This window comes from Nonomuraea fuscirosea (assembly GCF_003001935.1).
Classification (GTDB): domain Bacteria; phylum Actinomycetota; class Actinomycetes; order Streptosporangiales; family Streptosporangiaceae; genus Nonomuraea; species Nonomuraea fuscirosea.
Map to the genome: position 1 here is coordinate 222,221 of NZ_PVNG01000003.1, position 14,228 is coordinate 236,448.

Genomic DNA, 14,228 nt, shown 5'->3' on the forward strand with positions numbered 1-14,228 from the left:
CGTATATGTATTTCGTACGGTTCCGGTCCGCGCATTTGCAGCGTACCTTTCGAACTGGGGCCTCTCAATACTTAATCAATGGCTCCCGAAATTAAGTCTGGGCACCCGGAAATAGGCGTGCAAGACTCCGTTCGAGACGGCGCACCGGCGCCGATGGGGAAAAGCTCCAGGAGGACGCAATGGCCCTGAATCCCAGAGAGCGGACTGAATTCGTCAACGCCTACACGCGAGTACTGATCACCGCGTGGTCGAGCGAGGAGTTCTCGGCCAAGCTCGACAGCAACCCGCGTGAGGCGCTGGCGGAATCCGGCCTCGAGGTTCCCGCGGGCGCCCAGATCAACGTCGTGCGCAACGTTCCCGACAACGCCCACGACTCCAACCTCGACGTCCAGGTCTCCCTGTGGGAGCGCGGGCTGGAGACGGGGACGTACGAGTTCCACATCCCCGAGACGCCGCAGATCGACATGGCCGAGCTGAGCGAGGGCGACCTCGACTCGATCGCGGCCGGCGTCGACATCAACTGCTGCTGCTGCCCGTGCTGCTGCTGCACCTGACCTGAGCCGCCACAGAGGTCTTCGCACGCCCGAGAGGAAGAGGAGATCATGTCCGACGATCAGGCGAACCCGATCCGGGTACGGGGGCTGCGCAAGCAGTACGGCTCCAGTCACACCCTGCGAGGTGTGGACCTGGACGTCCGGCCAGGAGAGGTGTTCGCCTTACTCGGCCCCAACGGCGCCGGCAAGACGACGACGGTCGAGATCCTCGAGGGCGTGCGCAGGCGTACAGGTGGAGAGGTCCAGGTCCTCGGCCGTGACCCGGCCGAGGACTCACCCCGGTGGCGCGCCAGGCTCGGCATCGTGCCGCAGACCACCGGCGCGTACACCGACCTGACCGTACGCGAGGTGGTCGAGCACTTCGCCTCCTTCTACCCGGCGCCGCTGCCCGCCGATCAGGTGATCGGCATGGTGGGGCTGGGCAAGCAGGAACGCAAGCAGGCCCAGACGCTGTCGGGCGGCCAGCTGCGCCGCCTCGACGTGGCCGTGGGCGTCGTCGGCGACCCCGACCTGATCTTCCTGGACGAGCCCACCACCGGGCTCGACCCGGAGGCGCGGGCGGAGGCGTGGGACCTGGTGCGTTACTTCGCCGACCAGGGCAAGACGACCGTGCTGACCACCCACTACCTCGACGAGGTGGAGGCGCTGGCGCAGCGGGCCGCCGTCATCGTCGCGGGCGCCATCGTGGAGACCGGCGCCGTCAGCGAGCTCGGCGGGCGGCGCGAGGTGCCCGCCACGGTCAGCTTCACCGCGACCGGCGGCCTGAGCGCGGCCGGCCTGCCGGAACTGCCTCCGGACACGACCGTGGACGCGCGTACGGACGACGTCATCACGCTGCGCACCCACGGGCCCACGCGGGCCCTGGCCGCGCTGCTGCCGTGGGCGGCCGAGGCCGGCGTCGGCGAGCTGCGGGACCTGCGGGTCCACCGGCCCACGCTGGAGGACGTCTATCTCAAGCTGATCCGCGAGAACCAGGGGGAACTGTCATGACCAGCTCGGACGCGGTGGTCGCGGGACAGAGCCGCGCGGTCGCGTACGGCGGGGGCTCGGGACTGTGGCGGGCGTCGGTCGCGCGCTCGTCGGTGGAGCTGAAGTCGTTCTTCCGCAACCGGCAGTCGCTGTTCTTCACGCTGCTGCTGCCGATCGTGCTGCTGCTGGTGCTCGGCTCGATCTTCTCCGGTACGGTCCCCGGCACCCACACCGACTTCAAGCAGATGTTCGTGGCCGGGATCATCGCCTGCGGCATCATGAGCGTCAGCTTCAACGGCCTGGCGATCAACATCGCGATCGAGCGGGACAACGGCATGATCCGCCGCCTGGCCTCCTCGCCGATGCCGAAGACCGCGTACTTCGTCGGCAAGATCGTCCGGGTGGTCGTGACCGGCGTCCTTGAGGCCGCGATCCTGCTGGTCGTCGGGGTGGCGCTGTTCCACCTGCCGATGCCGTCGGACCCCGGCCACTGGATCACGTTCTCGTGGGTGCTGCTGCTCGGCGCGGCGTCCTGCTCGCTGCTGGCGGTGGCGTTCAGCGCGGTCATCCCGAACGCCAGGTCGGCGGCGGCGATCGTGACGCTGCCGTTCCTGGTGCTGCAGTTCATCTCGGGGGTGTTCTTCCCCTACAGCGAGCTGCCCGCCTGGATGCAGACGATCGCGGCGTTCTTCCCGCTGAAGTGGATGACGCAGGGGCTGCGCTCGGTGTTCCTGCCCGCGGACTTCGCCGTGGTGGAGCCCGCCCACGCGTGGGAGCTGGGCAGGACCGCGGTCGTGCTGGGCTCGTGGTGCGCCGCGGCGCTGCTGCTGAGCCTGCTGACCTTCCGCTGGCGCGGCGCGAACGTCAGGTAGTGAGGGTGAAGCCGGTCAGCCGCCTCGGCACCATGCTCGGCGCCCACACGGGCGGGTCGCCGTCGGGACGCAGCTCCGGATACCTGCTCAGCAGGCCGCCGAGCAGCACCGCTCCGGCGTGCCTGACCAGCGGGGCGCCGAGGCAGAGATGGGTGCCCGCGCCGAAGGCGAGATGGGGGTTGGGCGAGCGCAGCACCATCAGCTCGTCGGGTCCGGCGAACACCGCCGGGTCGCGGTTGGCCGCTCCGACCAGGGCCAGCACCCTGGCCCCCGCCGGGATCACCCCGCCGTCCAGCCGTACCTCCTCGGTGGTCACCCTGGCCGTGAACGGGATCGGCGACTCCAGGCGCAGCAGCTCGTCCACGGCCGACATGGCCGCCTCGGGGCTCTCGCGTACCTGCTCGGCGGCGTCCTTCCTGGGCAGCAGCCAGTGCAGCGCGTTGCCCACCATCTCGGCCAGCGGCTTCCACCCGCCGACGACGGTGAGCGCGGCGATCCCGAGCATCTCCGCCCTGGTCAGCCGCTCGTCGGCGGCCAGCCTCCCGAACGGCGACCCACCCGCCGCTGTCCGGACGGCTTCGGCCGCCGCGTCGGCGCGGTCGCCGAGGAAGCGGGTCAGCTCGCCCATCGCGGCCCGGCCCGCCGCCGCGGCCTGCGGTCCCGCCAGCGGGTCGAGGTTGACCGACACCCGCGCGGACAGCTCGGCGAAGGCGGCACGGTCGGCGGCCGGGAGCCCGAACAGCTCGGCCAGCACGCCGGTGGCCAGCGGCTCGCCGATGTCGGCCGTGGCCTCGATCCGCTCGCGCCCGGCCAGGGCGTCCAGCACGTGCTCGATCTCGGCGGCGATGCCGCCGGAGATCCCGCGGATCGCGGCCGGCCCCATCAGCAGCGCCCCGGGCGACCGTAAACGCTGGTGCTCGGGCGGGTCGGTGGTGAGCATCGACGGCGGCAGCTCGTCGTCCCTGACCCGCTCGCGCTGCCCCAGCGCCGCCGAGAAGCGCGGGTCGCGCAGCGCCAGCGCGCAGTCGGCGTGCGTGGTCAGCAGCCACATGCGCGAGGTGACGTCGAAGTGGACCGGATCGTGCTCGCGCAGCCACCGGTACGCCGGATACGGGTCCAGCCGCCCGCGAGGAGAGAACGGGTGGGCCAGGTGGGCGGGCAACGTACGGGGTGCCGTCATCGCATCTCCTCGTGATCAAGCCGACGACAACCTACTACAGAGGAGCGGCCGGTGGCAGAGCTCGATGTGGTCGTGATCGGTGCGGGCGTCAGCGGCCTGGCCGCCGCCGCGAAGCTGGCGGGCGCCGGCCTCGCGGTCGAGGTGCTGGAGGCCAGGCAGCGGATCGGCGGCCGGATCCACACCGACGAGGAGTCGGGGCTGGAGCTCGGCGCGCAGGTCGTGCACGGCGACCGGAACCCGATCGGCGTGCTGCCAGGACTGCCCGCCCTGGTGCCGCTGCCCCGCTACGCCGCCAGGGTGCTGCTGGACGGCGCGCCGCACCCGCTGTCCGCACTGCGCCCGCCCCCGCCGCTGCTTGAGGAGCGGCTGGTGGCGGGTGCCACGTCGCGGCCTTCGGCAGGTGCGACGGGGCGGCTTTCCGCGGGTGTGAGCGGGGACGTGCCGGTGGCGCAGTGGCTGAAGGAGCAGACGGCGGGCTCTCCCGCCGCGCTGGAGCCGGCCGCCGAGTGGTTCAGGCAGAACTGGGCCGCCGGTCCCGAGGCGCTGAGCGCGCTCGGCGTGGCCGTGGCCCGCCGCGCCGACGCCGTGGGACGAGGCGAGTTCGCCCTGCCCGGCGGCTTCGGCACACTGCCCGAGCGGCTGGCGGACGGCCTGCGGGTACGCCTCGGCGACCCGGTCGCCCGCCTGACCTGGTCGCCCGGCCGGGTACGCGCGGTCACCGCCGCCGGCCACGTCGCGGACGCGGTCGCGGCCGTGGTCACGGTGCCGCCGCCGGTCGTCGCCGACGGCAGGCTCGCGATCAACGACCTGCCGGTACGCAAGCAGGCGGCGGCCCACGAGCTGCGTCCTGGCGACGCCTGGTGCGCCTTGGTCACCTACCCGGAGCCCGCACCCGAGTCCGTCGTGGTCTTCGACCCGGAAGGACGGCTCGGTTTCGTCACCGCCACGGCCGGACGCCGCGAGGTGGTGGTCATGGCGAAGGCCGAGGCGGCCGGCCGGGCCAGAGCAGCCTGGCGGGACAACGCTCTGCTGCGGCAGTTGGCCGGGGCGCTGCCCTGGACCAGGGGAGTGGAGCCGGAGTCGGCGCGGGTGGCCGACTGGGGGGCCGATCCGTGGGCGGGCGGCGCGTACACGTACCCGGGGGTGGGGGCGCTGTGGGCGCCCGCGGCCTGGGCCGAGCCGATGGGCGGGACGTTGTTCTTCGCCGGCGAGGCCACGACCGGCCTGGCCGGGCCGCCCATGGCGCACATGGCGATGGCCGGCGGGGAACGCGCGGCCACTGAGCTGATCGGAGCACTGAAGTGATCGGACAGACCACGGCAGAAGGCCCGCCGGGCGACGGAGACCTGCACGGCGGCTGGTTCCTGCTGGCGCTCGACGACGAACTCGCTCCCGGCCTCACACCGCTCAGGCTGGGCGGCGTGAACCTGATCGCGGTGCGCGACGACGACGGCGTCCGCGTGTTCGAGGCCACCTGCCCGCACCGGGGCGCCCATCTCGGCTACGGCGGCAAGCTGGACAGGCAGTGCGTCGTCTGCCCCTTCCACGGCAAGCGGATCGCGCTCGGCGACCGGTCCCGCCGCTGGTCGGTGGGCGAGGTGCGGACGCTGCACGCCGGGGCGGCGCTGTTCGCCCGGCTGTCCGGCGACCCGGGCGACGACCGGGGCTTCGAGCAGGCGATCAAACAGGCGGCGGAGGAGCTGACGTTCGTCGCGGCGGTGAACCAGCGGGTCGCGGTCCCGGCCGAGTACGTGGTCGAGAACGCCTTCGACGCCGAGCACTTCAGCACCGTCCACCTGGTGCCGGCGGTGCGGGGCATGCGGGTCAGCATGGGGGAGCACGACGAGCTGGTCATCGAGGGGGAGTTCCGGACCAAGGCGCCGCCGTGGGAGAAGGAGCGGCGGCTGAACTTCGCCTCCCGGTTCGTGGCCCGCGCCTACAGCCCGCACCTGGTGCTGACCGAGCTGGGCACGGCGGCGGCGCCGTACACGATCATCACGGGAGCGGTGCCGGACGGGACGGGCAGCGTGGGGCGGGTGGTCATCGGCGTCCGGCCGGACCAGAAGGAGTCGCTGCCCGCGCTCGTGCACGGCGCCCGCTACGCCTTCGACCAGGACCGGGTGGTCTGGGACCACCTGGACGTGCGCGCGCCGCAGCGCTACGACGCGGCCGACACGTCCGTGATCGCCTTCCGCCGCTTCTGCGCCGGTTTCGCCCCGGCGGAGGTGACGTCGTGAGCCTGCATGTGCGGACGCACGGGGACGGCCCCGCGGTGCTGTGGATCCACGGCTACACGATGGACTCCTCGGTCTGGGAGCCGCTGTGGGGGCTGCTGCCCGGCTGGCGGCACGTCGGCGTGGACCTGCCGGGCCACGGCCGGTCGCGGCCGCTGCGGCCGGGCACGTCGCTGCCCGCGCTGGCGGCGGAGCTGGCGGAGCTGGCCCGTGCGGAGCGGGCCACGCTGGTGGTGGCCGAGTCGATCGGCTCCATGATCGCCCTGCAACTGGTCATCGACCATCCCGGCGACGTGCGCGGGCTGGTCGTCGGCTCGCCGACCATCGCCGGCGCCCCCGCCGAGCCGGGCACCGCGGGGCGTTACCGCACGCTGGCCGGGCTGGCCAGGATGGGCGTGGACGGCGAGCGGCTGGCCGACGTGTGGATGGCGGCCCCGCCGGACATCTTCCGCGGCACCGAGCGCCATCCCGAGCTGCGCGCCAGGCTGCGCGCGATCGTGGCCAGGCACTCGTGGCGCGAGCTGCGCGACGGCTCCATGTACGGCCTGAGCAAGCACGTCCACACGGTGGACGATCTGCGCGGCATCCGGGCGCGCACCCTGGTCGTGGTGGGCGTGGAGGACATGCCGGGCTTCCGGGCGAGCGCGGAGCTGCTGCGCGGCTCCGTTCCCGGTTGCGGCGTGATCACCGTGCCCGACGCCGGGCACCTGTGCATGATCGAACGCCCCGCCGTCGTGGCGCCCGTCATCGGCGGCCACCTGCGGGCGGCGACGAGGGAGGTGCAGCATGCCGATTCATGAGCACTACCGGCCGGGCACGCCGTGCTGGGTGGACTACGGGGCGCTGGACCCGGCGGGCGCGCGGGCGTTCTACGGGGAGCTGTTCGGCTGGACGTTCCGCGACGAGGGCGGTTACGCCTTCATCGAGCTCGGCGGCCGGGTGGTGGGCGGCTTCGGGCGGGTGCCTCCCGGGCTGCCGGCCTCGTGGAACACCTACCTGGCGACGCCGGACGCCCAGGCGGCGGCCACTGAGGTCAAGGAGAGGGGCGGGAGCGTGCTCCTCGGCCCGGTCCCCGCCGGCCGGGACGGGCGGCTGCTGTTCGCGCTGGACGCCTGCGGGGCGCCCTTCGGCCTGTGGGAGGGGCGCAGGCCGGCCGGGATCGTGCTGGTGGGCGAGCCGGGCACCTGGTGCGGCCACGAGCTGTGGACGTACGACGCGGCCTTCTACCCCGAGCTGCACGAGGCCGAGGTCATGCCGCCGCCGGAGGGGATGAGCCCGTGCTGGGTGACGTTCTTCGCCACCGCCGGCCGCGCGGCGACGGCCGCGCGGGCCGTAGACCTGGGCGCCACGATCGTCTCGGGCCGCGACCACGCGACGATCGTGCGCGACCCCTGGGGCGCGCTACTGGCGCTGGCGTGAACGAGCGGTGATGACGAAGAACGCTGCCACGAGGATGGCCCCGACGATGGCGACCACCGAGCCCACCGTTTGCCCGATCAGGAAGGCCACGACGACCGCGGCCGCGTAGACCAGGGGGACGACCAGCCGGAGGTTCAATCCCATGAGCGCTCCTTAGAAGAGAGAACGGACCTCGATTCCAGCATCGGCTCGCCCAGCGCCCGAGGTCCAGCGGGACGGCCGTAATTACGCATCGGATCGCCGCGAATTACGCATCGCGGCATCTGGCCATACGCATCGGACCCCGCCACTACGTCGTCGGCGACAATCGCGGATGAGCGTCCGCGGCGACGTCCACGACAGCGCCGCTTGCAGCCGCCCACCCGAAGCGTCCACCGAAGCCCTCCACCCGAAGCCGTCCGCCCGACCATGGAGACGTCCTGATGAAGTCACGCCTGTTGATCCCGCTGGCCTGCCTCCTGCTGCTGCTCGCCTCGACCCCCGCCTCGGCCGCCTCCTCCGCCGGTGAGCCCTTATCGCAGGCCGAGGCGATGCGCAGGCTCTCCTTCATGATCGGCGCCTGGGCCGGAACCGGCTGGACCATCCTGCCCTCGGGCGCCCGCCAGGAGTTCCTCCAGACGGAGTGGATCCGCTACCAGGCGGGTGACCTGGTCATCTCCGTCGAGGGACAGGGGCGGGACAAGGCCGATCCGCGGACGATCGTGGACAGCGCGCTCGCCGTGATCAACTACAACGACGTCACGGGGAAGTACCGCTGGGAGGCGTTCTCCCGGGGCTTCGTCACCACGGTCGAGCCGGTCGTCGGCGACCACCGGTTCGAGTGGAGCCTCCAGACGCCCACGTTCACCACCCGCTACACGCTGACGTTCACCGACACGGCCTGGCACGAGATCGGCGAGACCTCGGTCGACGGCGGGCAGAGCTGGCGGCAGAACTTCCAGATGGACCTGCGCCGGCTCTACTGAGGCCGCAAAGCGGCCGTCTGCTTACCCATGCCGAGAAAAGTTCGACTCTGAGTAATCGACATGTCTCAATCGGTAATCTGTTCGGCATGTCGCCGACATTAGAACATGAGTACCTCATCGAACTCGTCCGTAACCGCCCATCCCTGGTCACAACCCTGCTGGCCGAAGTGGGCGTTGCGGTGCCGGCCTTCGACCGGGCCAGGCTGGGCACCGCCGACTTCACCAACTGCAGGCCCACCGAATACCGGGCGGACTCCGTTGTCCTCCTGGATCGAGAGGACAAACCGGTGCGAGCAGTGGTGCTGGAAGTCCAACGACGATACGACAAAAGGAAAACCTGGTCCTGGCCCGTCTATCTGAGCACCTTGCGGGCGATCGAGGAGTGCCCGGTGGTGCTTCTGGTCTTCTGTCAGGACGACAAGACCGCGGAGGACTGCTACCCAAGTTCGACGTCGCTCAGTTCGGCAAGGAGATCGGCATGGACGTGACCATCGAAGACGCCATGGTCCACCCTTTCGTCCGCGAGCTTGTCGAATACGGCGAGGTGAAGGGTGAGGCCAAGGCTGTCCTCATGATCCTGGACGGGCGGAAAATCCAGGTCCCGTTCGAAGCGCGGCGTCGGATCCTCGCCTGCACGGACCAGGAAACTCTGAAGACCTGGATCGAAAGGGCGCTCGTCGCCACCAGTGTCGACGAACTGTTCGACTGACTCGCGGGCATAGGGCGGGTATGGCGACGTCTCGCCGTACCCGCTCACCTGTCGTCGGGGCTGTGGGCCGCCTTGATCACGCGGGTCAGCGCGGCGTGCAGGTCCTGCAGTTCTTCGAGGTCCATGCCGAGGCGGGAGACGATGGCCGGCGGGATCTTCTCGGCCTGCGCCCGCAGCTCGCGCCCGGCCGGGGTGAGGGTCACGACGAGGGAGCGCTCGTCGTGGCTGTTGCGCTCGCGGTTGACGTAACCGAGCGCCTGGAGGCGTTTGAGCAGCGGGGACATGGTGCCGGGGTCGAGCTGGAGCAACTCGCCCAGCTCTTTGACCGAGAGCGGCTCGTGCTGCCAGAGCGCGAGCATCGCCAGGTATTGCGGGTGGGTCAGGCCCATGGGCTGCAGCAGCGGCCGGTAGAGCGCGATCACGCTGCGGGAGGCGATGCTGAGGGCGAAGCACACCTGCCGGTCCAGCGCGAGGAGATCTGTCGTCTCCGTCACAGGCTCCATGCGATGGCACCTCCGGGGGCATCTGGTAAATTACTTTGTGTACTAACTAATAGTCCACAAACAGTCTGTACGCAAACCTTCGGCCCCTGAAGGGACGTCCCCGTGTTTCACCGCAAGTCGATCGAGGAACGCATCGCCGAACGCCAGGCCAAGCTCCCTCCGCTGAAGGAGGGCAAGCACTTCGAGCACGGCCCGGCCAAGTTCGTGTTCGTCTCGTTGCTGGTGATCGTGGTGCTGGTCCACTTCGGCGGCCTTGCGCTCGTGATGCACTTCTACTCCTGAGCGCGGCCGATCCCGGACGGCGGGAGCGGTCAGTGCCCTTGGACGTGCGGGAAGACCTGGCTGAAGTCGCGGGCGGCGAGCCGGTCCCGGCGGATGCCGAAGATCAGGATGCCGCCGTCCCCGAACATCATCCCATTGTCCTCGTCGAGCTGGAGCAGGGTGACCCACTGGGCGGCCTCCGCCGCGAAGCCGGGATCCTTCGGGGTCAGCCCCCCGACCCTGTACGCGGCCGCGACCTCGATCGGCGCCTGCAGGGCGTCGGAGTAGCCGCCGACCTGGTGAACCCGGTCACCTCCCGTGCCGGCGAACTCCGCGAGCAGGTCGCCGAACGGCTCCCCGGATTCCTCCCCCGCTTCCTCCTCCTCCAGATCCTCGTCCGGTTCCTCCTCCACGGGACGGTCCCAGAACTCCTGCCCCAGATTGACCAGTTCGTCATGGCTCCGCGTCGGCCAGGTGGCCACGGTCCGGGCGGCGAGCGGGGCCTCGGGGAACACCCGCGCGTCTCCGCTGACGGGCACGTCGCGCTCAGGCACCCGGACGGCGCCGGGAGGCAGCAGGATCACCCGCGCGGCCGCGTTGTCCCAGGTGCTGAAGAACAGCAGCGCGCCCTCGGCGGGCAGGTCGACGTCCGTCTCGTACGCCGCGAACGCCGCGCAGTCCAGCTCGGCGAGGAACTGCATCGCCCTGCCCTCGTCCGCGCCCGGCCACGGCACCCCCTCGGGCAGCCGGGGCAGGCCGCCCAGCCGGCCGACCACGGTCTCGCCCTCCTCGGCCCTCGACAGCCGCACGGCCGGACGAGCCAGGGCGATGAACGGCGCGGCGAGCTCCTCGGGTAACAGCTCTCGGACGTACCCGGCGAAGTCCTGCATCCAGTCATCCATGCGCTCATCCTGCCCAGATCCGCTCTCGTACGGAACAGCCGGCGGACGCGGCGTTCACCCCTTGACGGCGCCCACGATCACGCCCTTGGTGAAGTGACGTTGCACGAACGGATAGATGATCAGAGCCGGGATGACCGCGACCACCACGATGGCCATCTTGATCGCCAGGGTCGGCGGGGCGTCGCCGGTCACGCCGGCCGTGGCCGCGGGCAGCGGGTTGGAGTCGACCACGTACTGCCGCAGGATCAGGGCGAGCGGCCACTTCCTGGTGTCGTCGATGTAGAGCATCGCGTTGAACCACGCGTTCCAGTACCCGACCGCGTAGAACATCGCCACCACGGCCGTCACCGCCTTCGACATGGGCAGCACGATCCGGAACAGGATCCGGAACTCCCCGGCCCCGTCGATGCGCGCGCTGTCCAGGATCTCCCCGGGGATGCTCATGAAGAACGAGCGCAGCACCACCACGTTGAACGCCGACACGGCCGTCGGCAGGATCAGCGACCAGTAACTGTCCTTCAGCCCCAGCCCGCTCACCATCAGGTACACGGGGATGATGCCGGGGATGAAGACGAACATCAGCAGCACGCAGAACAGCAGCGGCCGGTGCAGGAACGAGCCGGGCCGCGACAGCGAGTACGCGCCGAGGATGCTCACCCCGGCGCTGACCAGCGTCCCGGCCACGGTCACGCCGGTGCTGACCATGACCGCGTGACTGACCACCGTGTCGGAGAAGATCTGCCGGTAGGCCTCGAACGTGATCCCGTCGGGCATCAGCACGAGCCCGCCCGCCCTGGTCACCGTGGCGGTGGAGCTCAGGCTGGTCAGCACGATCGTGTAGAGCGGGCCCAGCACGGCCACGACGATGATGGTCACCAGCGTGCCCTTGCCGACTTGGCCGACCGGCGACGGACGCTCCTCCCAGGGCGCCAGCCCGGCCGGCCGGCGGGTGCGGGGCCTGCTCGTCAGTGCCGTCATGATTTCGAATACACCCCTCGCTCGCCGAACGCGTGCGCCACCCGGTTGGCCGCCACGATGAGCAGCAGCCCCACCAGGCCCTTGAACAGCCCGGCCGCGGCCCCGTAGCCGAGGTCGCCGGTCCGGATCCCCGACCAGTACACGAACGTGTCGAACACCTCGGACGCCTCGCTGCCCACGGCGCTGCGCTGCAGCATGAACTGCTCGAACCCGACGTTCAGCGCGTCGCCCAGCCGCAGGATCAGCAGCAGCACGATCACCGGGCGCAGGCCGGGCAGCGTGATGTGCCACATGCGCCGCCAGCGGCGGGCCCCGTCCACGGCGGCGGCCTCGTACAGGTTGGGGTCGATGGTGCTGAGCGCGGCCAGGAAGATGATCGCGCCCCAGCCGGCGTCCTTCCAGATGGTCTGGGAGGTGATCAGCAGGATGAACGTGTCGGAGTTCGTCATCCAGTCCACGGCCTCGCGGCCGTTCTCCCGCAGGATCTGCGCCAGCAGGCCCGCTCCGCCGAACATCTGCTGGAAGATGGCCACGACCAGCACCCAGGAGAAGAAGAACGGCATGTAGACCACGCCCTGCACGAACGCCCGCAGCTTCGCCGAGGCGAGGCTGTTGAGCAGCAGCGCCAGCATGATCGGCAGCGGGAAGTAGAAGACGAGCTGGAAGGCGGTGATCGACAGGGTGTTGGTGATCGCGCGCAGGAACTGCGGGTCCTCGAAGAGCAGCGCGAAGTTCGTGAAGCCGATGACCGGGCTGCCGAGGATGCCGTCGGTGTACGGGTTGTAGTCCTGGAAGGCGATCACGTTGCCGAGCGCGGGGAGCCACCAGAAGGCGAGCACCACGAGCAGCATCGGCAGGTTCATCACCAGCAGCGGCCAGTCCCTGCGCAGTTTGACCCGCCACGTGGGCCTGGGCGGCGGGGGAGCGGGGCGCGTGCCGCTCGGGGCGGGCCGCCGGGTCGTCACCGTGCCCATGGCGGCGCCGTCCTGGAGACGTGCTGCGGCGTCGTCGCGTACGTCACGGGGACTCACAGCCGCCCGTTGTCGCGGGCGACCTTCATGTAGAACTCGCGCGCCTCGTTGCCGCCGCCGTCCTGCCACTCCTTGAGGATCTTGGGCCACTCGGAGACGGGCCGCTTGCCGCGGTAGATCTCCTGCAGCTTGTCCTCGGTCGGGACCGTCAGCCCGGCCATCTTGGACGGGCGTTCCACCCGGATGCCGACGAACGGGTCGTTCTCCAGGATCGCCGCCGCCTTGGTCGACCAGTCCCACAGGCCCTGGACCAGGCCCTCGTACTGGCTCATCGCGTTGGCGTTGGGGCGGCCCGACAGGAACAGGTACGTGGGCGCGACCTCCTTGCGCCCGAGCGCGGTCTGCTTCACCTTGCCGCCCTCGACCGTGTAGTGCTTGCCCTCGACGCCGTTGGTGACCAGCTCGTACTCCTGGGTGCCGAACGGCCCCGACGCCCAGTTCGACAGGGCGAGCAGCTCGCGGGTGCGGGCGTCGCCGAGGCCCTTCTTGATGAAGACGAACATGCTGGCGGGCTCGTTGCGCCACATGATCGGCTTGCCGCCCGCGTGCGCCGGATAGGGATCGACGATCATCTGCCTGAAGTCGGGGTTGTCGGCGCCGAAGCGGCCCATGTTCTCGTGCCAGGAGCCGAGGCCGTCCCGGTAGACGATCATCTCGCCGTTGCCGAAGATGGCCTTGTTGTCGGCGTCCTTGTTGGCCACCACGTCCGGATGGATGTAGCCGGCCTCGAACAGCTTGGTCGCGAACTCGATGGCGGCGGCCCACTCGGGGGTCTCGTACTTGTACTCGAGCGTGCCGTCGCTCTTCTTGCGCCACTCGCGCGGCGCGCCGAAGGCCCGCTGGAGCTCCTGGTCCATGCCGCCGCCGTAGGCCCAGCGCTTCTTCCTCGGGTCGGTGAGCTCCTTGCCGAGCGTGACGAGGTCGTCAGCGCTCCTGGGATGCTCCAGGCCGAGCTCGCGCAGGATGTCGTCGCGGACGAACGTGGCGAAGGGGAACGGGTCGTTCTGCCACGGGATGCCCTGGAGCACGCCGCCGAAGACGCCGTACTGCCAGGCGGCGGTGTCGTAGTTGGCCAGCAGCGGGAACTCCTTGGCCTTGTCCCCGGCCAGATAGGGGGACAGGTCGGCGAAGAGCTTGTTGGCGGCCTCGGTGAAGTGGCCGATCTTGATCAGCTCCCACTCGGGGATCATCACCATCTCCGGCACGTCGCCGCTGGCCAGGACGGTGCTGAGCTTCTGCCCGTAGGTGTTGCCGTCGGAGATGTTGAAGCGGACCGTGCCGCCGAGCCGCTCGTTGACGGTGTCGTAGTAGGAGTTGTTGCCGAGCCCCGGCGGCACCGTGCCCCACAGCGGCGTCATCGCGGTCACCTCCTTGCCGCTGGTGAGCGGCTTGGTGGTGACGGCCCGCACCATCTCGGCGGGGCGGGTCAGGAAGCCGGGCTGGACGAACTCGCTGCCCGGCAGGTCCGGCTTGAGCCCGGGGATCTCGAACGGCGTCCTCGTGGGCACCAGGCTCTTGAGCTTGTCGGCCGCCACGGCCGTGCCCTTAGACACTTCCTTCTTCTCGGCGCAGCCCGCCACGAGGACGCTCGCGCCTACCAGGCCGAGAAAGCCCCGGCGGGTTGTTGAGTTCTGCATGGCTCTGCCCCTGT

At 70.5% G+C, this 14,228-nt stretch carries 18 protein-coding genes; 11 read left to right on the forward strand and 7 right to left on the reverse strand.

Features of this window, described 5'->3' with window-relative positions; genetic code table 11:
• Positions 1-179 precede the first annotated feature (179 nt).
• Genes B0I32_RS08045 through B0I32_RS08055 form a run of 3 tightly spaced genes read left to right on the forward strand, consistent with a single transcriptional unit; the run spans position 180 to position 2,395 of the window.
• The gene (locus B0I32_RS08045) at positions 180-554 is read left to right on the forward strand and encodes a hypothetical protein (protein ID WP_106236403.1); all 375 of its coding nucleotides are present in this window, start codon (positions 180-182) and stop codon (positions 552-554) included.
• 48 nt (positions 555-602) lie between these two features.
• Entirely contained in the window at positions 603-1,544 is a 942-nt protein-coding gene (locus tag B0I32_RS08050; protein WP_106236404.1) for an ABC transporter ATP-binding protein, read from the forward strand.
• On the forward strand, positions 1,541-2,395 hold the full coding sequence (locus B0I32_RS08055) for an ABC transporter permease (RefSeq protein WP_106236406.1): 855 nt from the start codon (positions 1,541-1,543) through the stop codon (positions 2,393-2,395). Before B0I32_RS08050 ends, B0I32_RS08055 begins: the two co-directional genes overlap by 4 nt.
• On the opposite strand, the gene B0I32_RS08060 is transcribed toward B0I32_RS08055, so the two are convergent.
• A complete protein-coding gene (locus B0I32_RS08060; RefSeq protein WP_146178079.1) occupies positions 2,388-3,575 on the reverse strand; it encodes a cytochrome P450 in 1,188 nt (395 codons plus the stop codon). The genes B0I32_RS08055 and B0I32_RS08060 overlap by 8 nt on opposite strands.
• A gap of 51 nt (positions 3,576-3,626) precedes the next feature.
• Between B0I32_RS08060 and B0I32_RS08065 the strand changes: the two genes are divergently transcribed.
• Genes B0I32_RS08065 through B0I32_RS08080 form a run of 4 tightly spaced genes read left to right on the forward strand, consistent with a single transcriptional unit; the run spans position 3,627 to position 7,228 of the window.
• On the forward strand, positions 3,627-4,880 hold the full coding sequence (locus B0I32_RS08065) for a flavin monoamine oxidase family protein (RefSeq protein WP_106236410.1): 1,254 nt from the start codon (positions 3,627-3,629) through the stop codon (positions 4,878-4,880).
• On the forward strand, positions 4,877-5,812 hold the full coding sequence (locus tag B0I32_RS08070) for a Rieske 2Fe-2S domain-containing protein (protein ID WP_106236412.1): 936 nt from the start codon (positions 4,877-4,879) through the stop codon (positions 5,810-5,812). The genes B0I32_RS08065 and B0I32_RS08070 overlap by 4 nt, the downstream gene beginning before the upstream one ends.
• On the forward strand, positions 5,809-6,609 hold the full coding sequence (locus B0I32_RS08075) for an alpha/beta fold hydrolase (protein ID WP_146178080.1): 801 nt from the start codon (positions 5,809-5,811) through the stop codon (positions 6,607-6,609). Before B0I32_RS08070 ends, B0I32_RS08075 begins: the two co-directional genes overlap by 4 nt.
• Positions 6,596-7,228 carry a VOC family protein gene (locus tag B0I32_RS08080; RefSeq protein WP_146178081.1) on the forward strand — a complete coding sequence of 211 codons (633 nt, stop codon included), beginning with the start codon at positions 6,596-6,598 and terminating at the stop codon, positions 7,226-7,228. Before B0I32_RS08075 ends, B0I32_RS08080 begins: the two co-directional genes overlap by 14 nt.
• On the opposite strand, the gene B0I32_RS57520 is transcribed toward B0I32_RS08080, so the two are convergent.
• On the reverse strand, positions 7,211-7,372 hold the full coding sequence (locus tag B0I32_RS57520; RefSeq protein WP_181307158.1) for a hypothetical protein: 162 nt from the start codon (positions 7,370-7,372) through the stop codon (positions 7,211-7,213). The two genes, B0I32_RS08080 and B0I32_RS57520, sit on opposite strands and share 18 nt — an antisense overlap.
• 278 nt (positions 7,373-7,650) lie before the next feature.
• Between B0I32_RS57520 and B0I32_RS08085 the strand changes: the two genes are divergently transcribed.
• From B0I32_RS08085 to B0I32_RS08095, 3 genes are all read left to right on the forward strand, one after another.
• On the forward strand, positions 7,651-8,193 hold the full coding sequence (locus B0I32_RS08085; RefSeq protein ID WP_106236418.1) for a hypothetical protein: 543 nt from the start codon (positions 7,651-7,653) through the stop codon (positions 8,191-8,193).
• Positions 8,194-8,279: 86 nt separating this feature from the next.
• Positions 8,280-8,681, forward strand: coding sequence for a hypothetical protein (locus tag B0I32_RS08090; RefSeq protein WP_106236420.1), 402 nt, complete (start codon positions 8,280-8,282; stop codon positions 8,679-8,681).
• Positions 8,672-8,902, forward strand: a complete 231-nt coding sequence (locus B0I32_RS08095) for a hypothetical protein (protein WP_106236422.1) — start codon at positions 8,672-8,674, stop codon at positions 8,900-8,902. The genes B0I32_RS08090 and B0I32_RS08095 overlap by 10 nt, the downstream gene beginning before the upstream one ends.
• A 44-nt stretch (positions 8,903-8,946) precedes the next feature.
• On the opposite strand, the gene B0I32_RS08100 is transcribed toward B0I32_RS08095, so the two are convergent.
• Positions 8,947-9,405: a MarR family winged helix-turn-helix transcriptional regulator gene (locus B0I32_RS08100; protein ID WP_106236424.1), complete on the reverse strand. Its 459-nt coding sequence runs from the start codon at positions 9,403-9,405 to the stop codon at positions 8,947-8,949.
• A gap of 102 nt (positions 9,406-9,507) precedes the next feature.
• Between B0I32_RS08100 and B0I32_RS08105 the strand changes: the two genes are divergently transcribed.
• Positions 9,508-9,687 (forward strand): hypothetical protein, encoded by a 180-nt coding sequence (locus B0I32_RS08105; protein ID WP_106236426.1) that lies wholly within the window; start codon positions 9,508-9,510, stop codon positions 9,685-9,687.
• A gap of 29 nt (positions 9,688-9,716) precedes the next feature.
• Here the strand turns inward: B0I32_RS08105 and B0I32_RS08110 are convergent, their stop codons facing one another.
• Genes B0I32_RS08110 through B0I32_RS08125 form a run of 4 tightly spaced genes read right to left on the reverse strand, consistent with a single transcriptional unit; the run spans position 9,717 to position 14,214 of the window.
• Entirely contained in the window at positions 9,717-10,568 is an 852-nt protein-coding gene (locus B0I32_RS08110; protein WP_106236428.1) for a DUF1963 domain-containing protein, read from the reverse strand.
• Positions 10,569-10,622: 54 nt separating this feature from the next.
• Positions 10,623-11,546, reverse strand: a complete 924-nt coding sequence (locus B0I32_RS08115) for a carbohydrate ABC transporter permease (RefSeq protein WP_106236429.1) — start codon at positions 11,544-11,546, stop codon at positions 10,623-10,625.
• A complete protein-coding gene (locus B0I32_RS08120) occupies positions 11,543-12,577 on the reverse strand; it encodes an ABC transporter permease (protein WP_425438087.1) in 1,035 nt (344 codons plus the stop codon). Before B0I32_RS08120 ends, B0I32_RS08115 begins: the two co-directional genes overlap by 4 nt.
• Positions 12,574-14,214 (reverse strand): extracellular solute-binding protein, encoded by a 1,641-nt coding sequence (locus tag B0I32_RS08125; RefSeq protein WP_106236432.1) that lies wholly within the window; start codon positions 14,212-14,214, stop codon positions 12,574-12,576. Before B0I32_RS08125 ends, B0I32_RS08120 begins: the two co-directional genes overlap by 4 nt.
• Positions 14,215-14,228: the final 14 nt, after the last annotated feature.

What these genes read in the sequence shown, in the direction of transcription:
- B0I32_RS08110 (WP_106236428.1), bottom strand. Translation starts at nt 10,568, where the DNA reads ATGGATGACTGGATGCAGGACTTCGCCGGGTACGTCCGAGAGCTGTTA.
- B0I32_RS08055 (WP_106236406.1), top strand. Translation starts at nt 1,541, where the DNA reads ATGACCAGCTCGGACGCGGTGGTCGCGGGACAGAGCCGCGCGGTCGCG.
- B0I32_RS08085 (WP_106236418.1), top strand. Translation starts at nt 7,651, where the DNA reads ATGAAGTCACGCCTGTTGATCCCGCTGGCCTGCCTCCTGCTGCTGCTC.
- B0I32_RS08060 (WP_146178079.1), bottom strand. Translation starts at nt 3,575, where the DNA reads ATGACGGCACCCCGTACGTTGCCCGCCCACCTGGCCCACCCGTTCTCT.
- B0I32_RS08115 (WP_106236429.1), bottom strand. Translation starts at nt 11,546, where the DNA reads ATGACGGCACTGACGAGCAGGCCCCGCACCCGCCGGCCGGCCGGGCTG.
- B0I32_RS57520 (WP_181307158.1), bottom strand. Translation starts at nt 7,372, where the DNA reads ATGGGATTGAACCTCCGGCTGGTCGTCCCCCTGGTCTACGCGGCCGCG.
- B0I32_RS08090 (WP_106236420.1), top strand. Translation starts at nt 8,280, where the DNA reads ATGTCGCCGACATTAGAACATGAGTACCTCATCGAACTCGTCCGTAAC.
- B0I32_RS08045 (WP_106236403.1), top strand. Translation starts at nt 180, where the DNA reads ATGGCCCTGAATCCCAGAGAGCGGACTGAATTCGTCAACGCCTACACG.
- B0I32_RS08050 (WP_106236404.1), top strand. Translation starts at nt 603, where the DNA reads ATGTCCGACGATCAGGCGAACCCGATCCGGGTACGGGGGCTGCGCAAG.
- B0I32_RS08080 (WP_146178081.1), top strand. Translation starts at nt 6,596, where the DNA reads ATGCCGATTCATGAGCACTACCGGCCGGGCACGCCGTGCTGGGTGGAC.
- B0I32_RS08100 (WP_106236424.1), bottom strand. Translation starts at nt 9,405, where the DNA reads ATGGAGCCTGTGACGGAGACGACAGATCTCCTCGCGCTGGACCGGCAG.
- B0I32_RS08095 (WP_106236422.1), top strand. Translation starts at nt 8,672, where the DNA reads ATGGACGTGACCATCGAAGACGCCATGGTCCACCCTTTCGTCCGCGAG.
- B0I32_RS08125 (WP_106236432.1), bottom strand. Translation starts at nt 14,214, where the DNA reads ATGCAGAACTCAACAACCCGCCGGGGCTTTCTCGGCCTGGTAGGCGCG.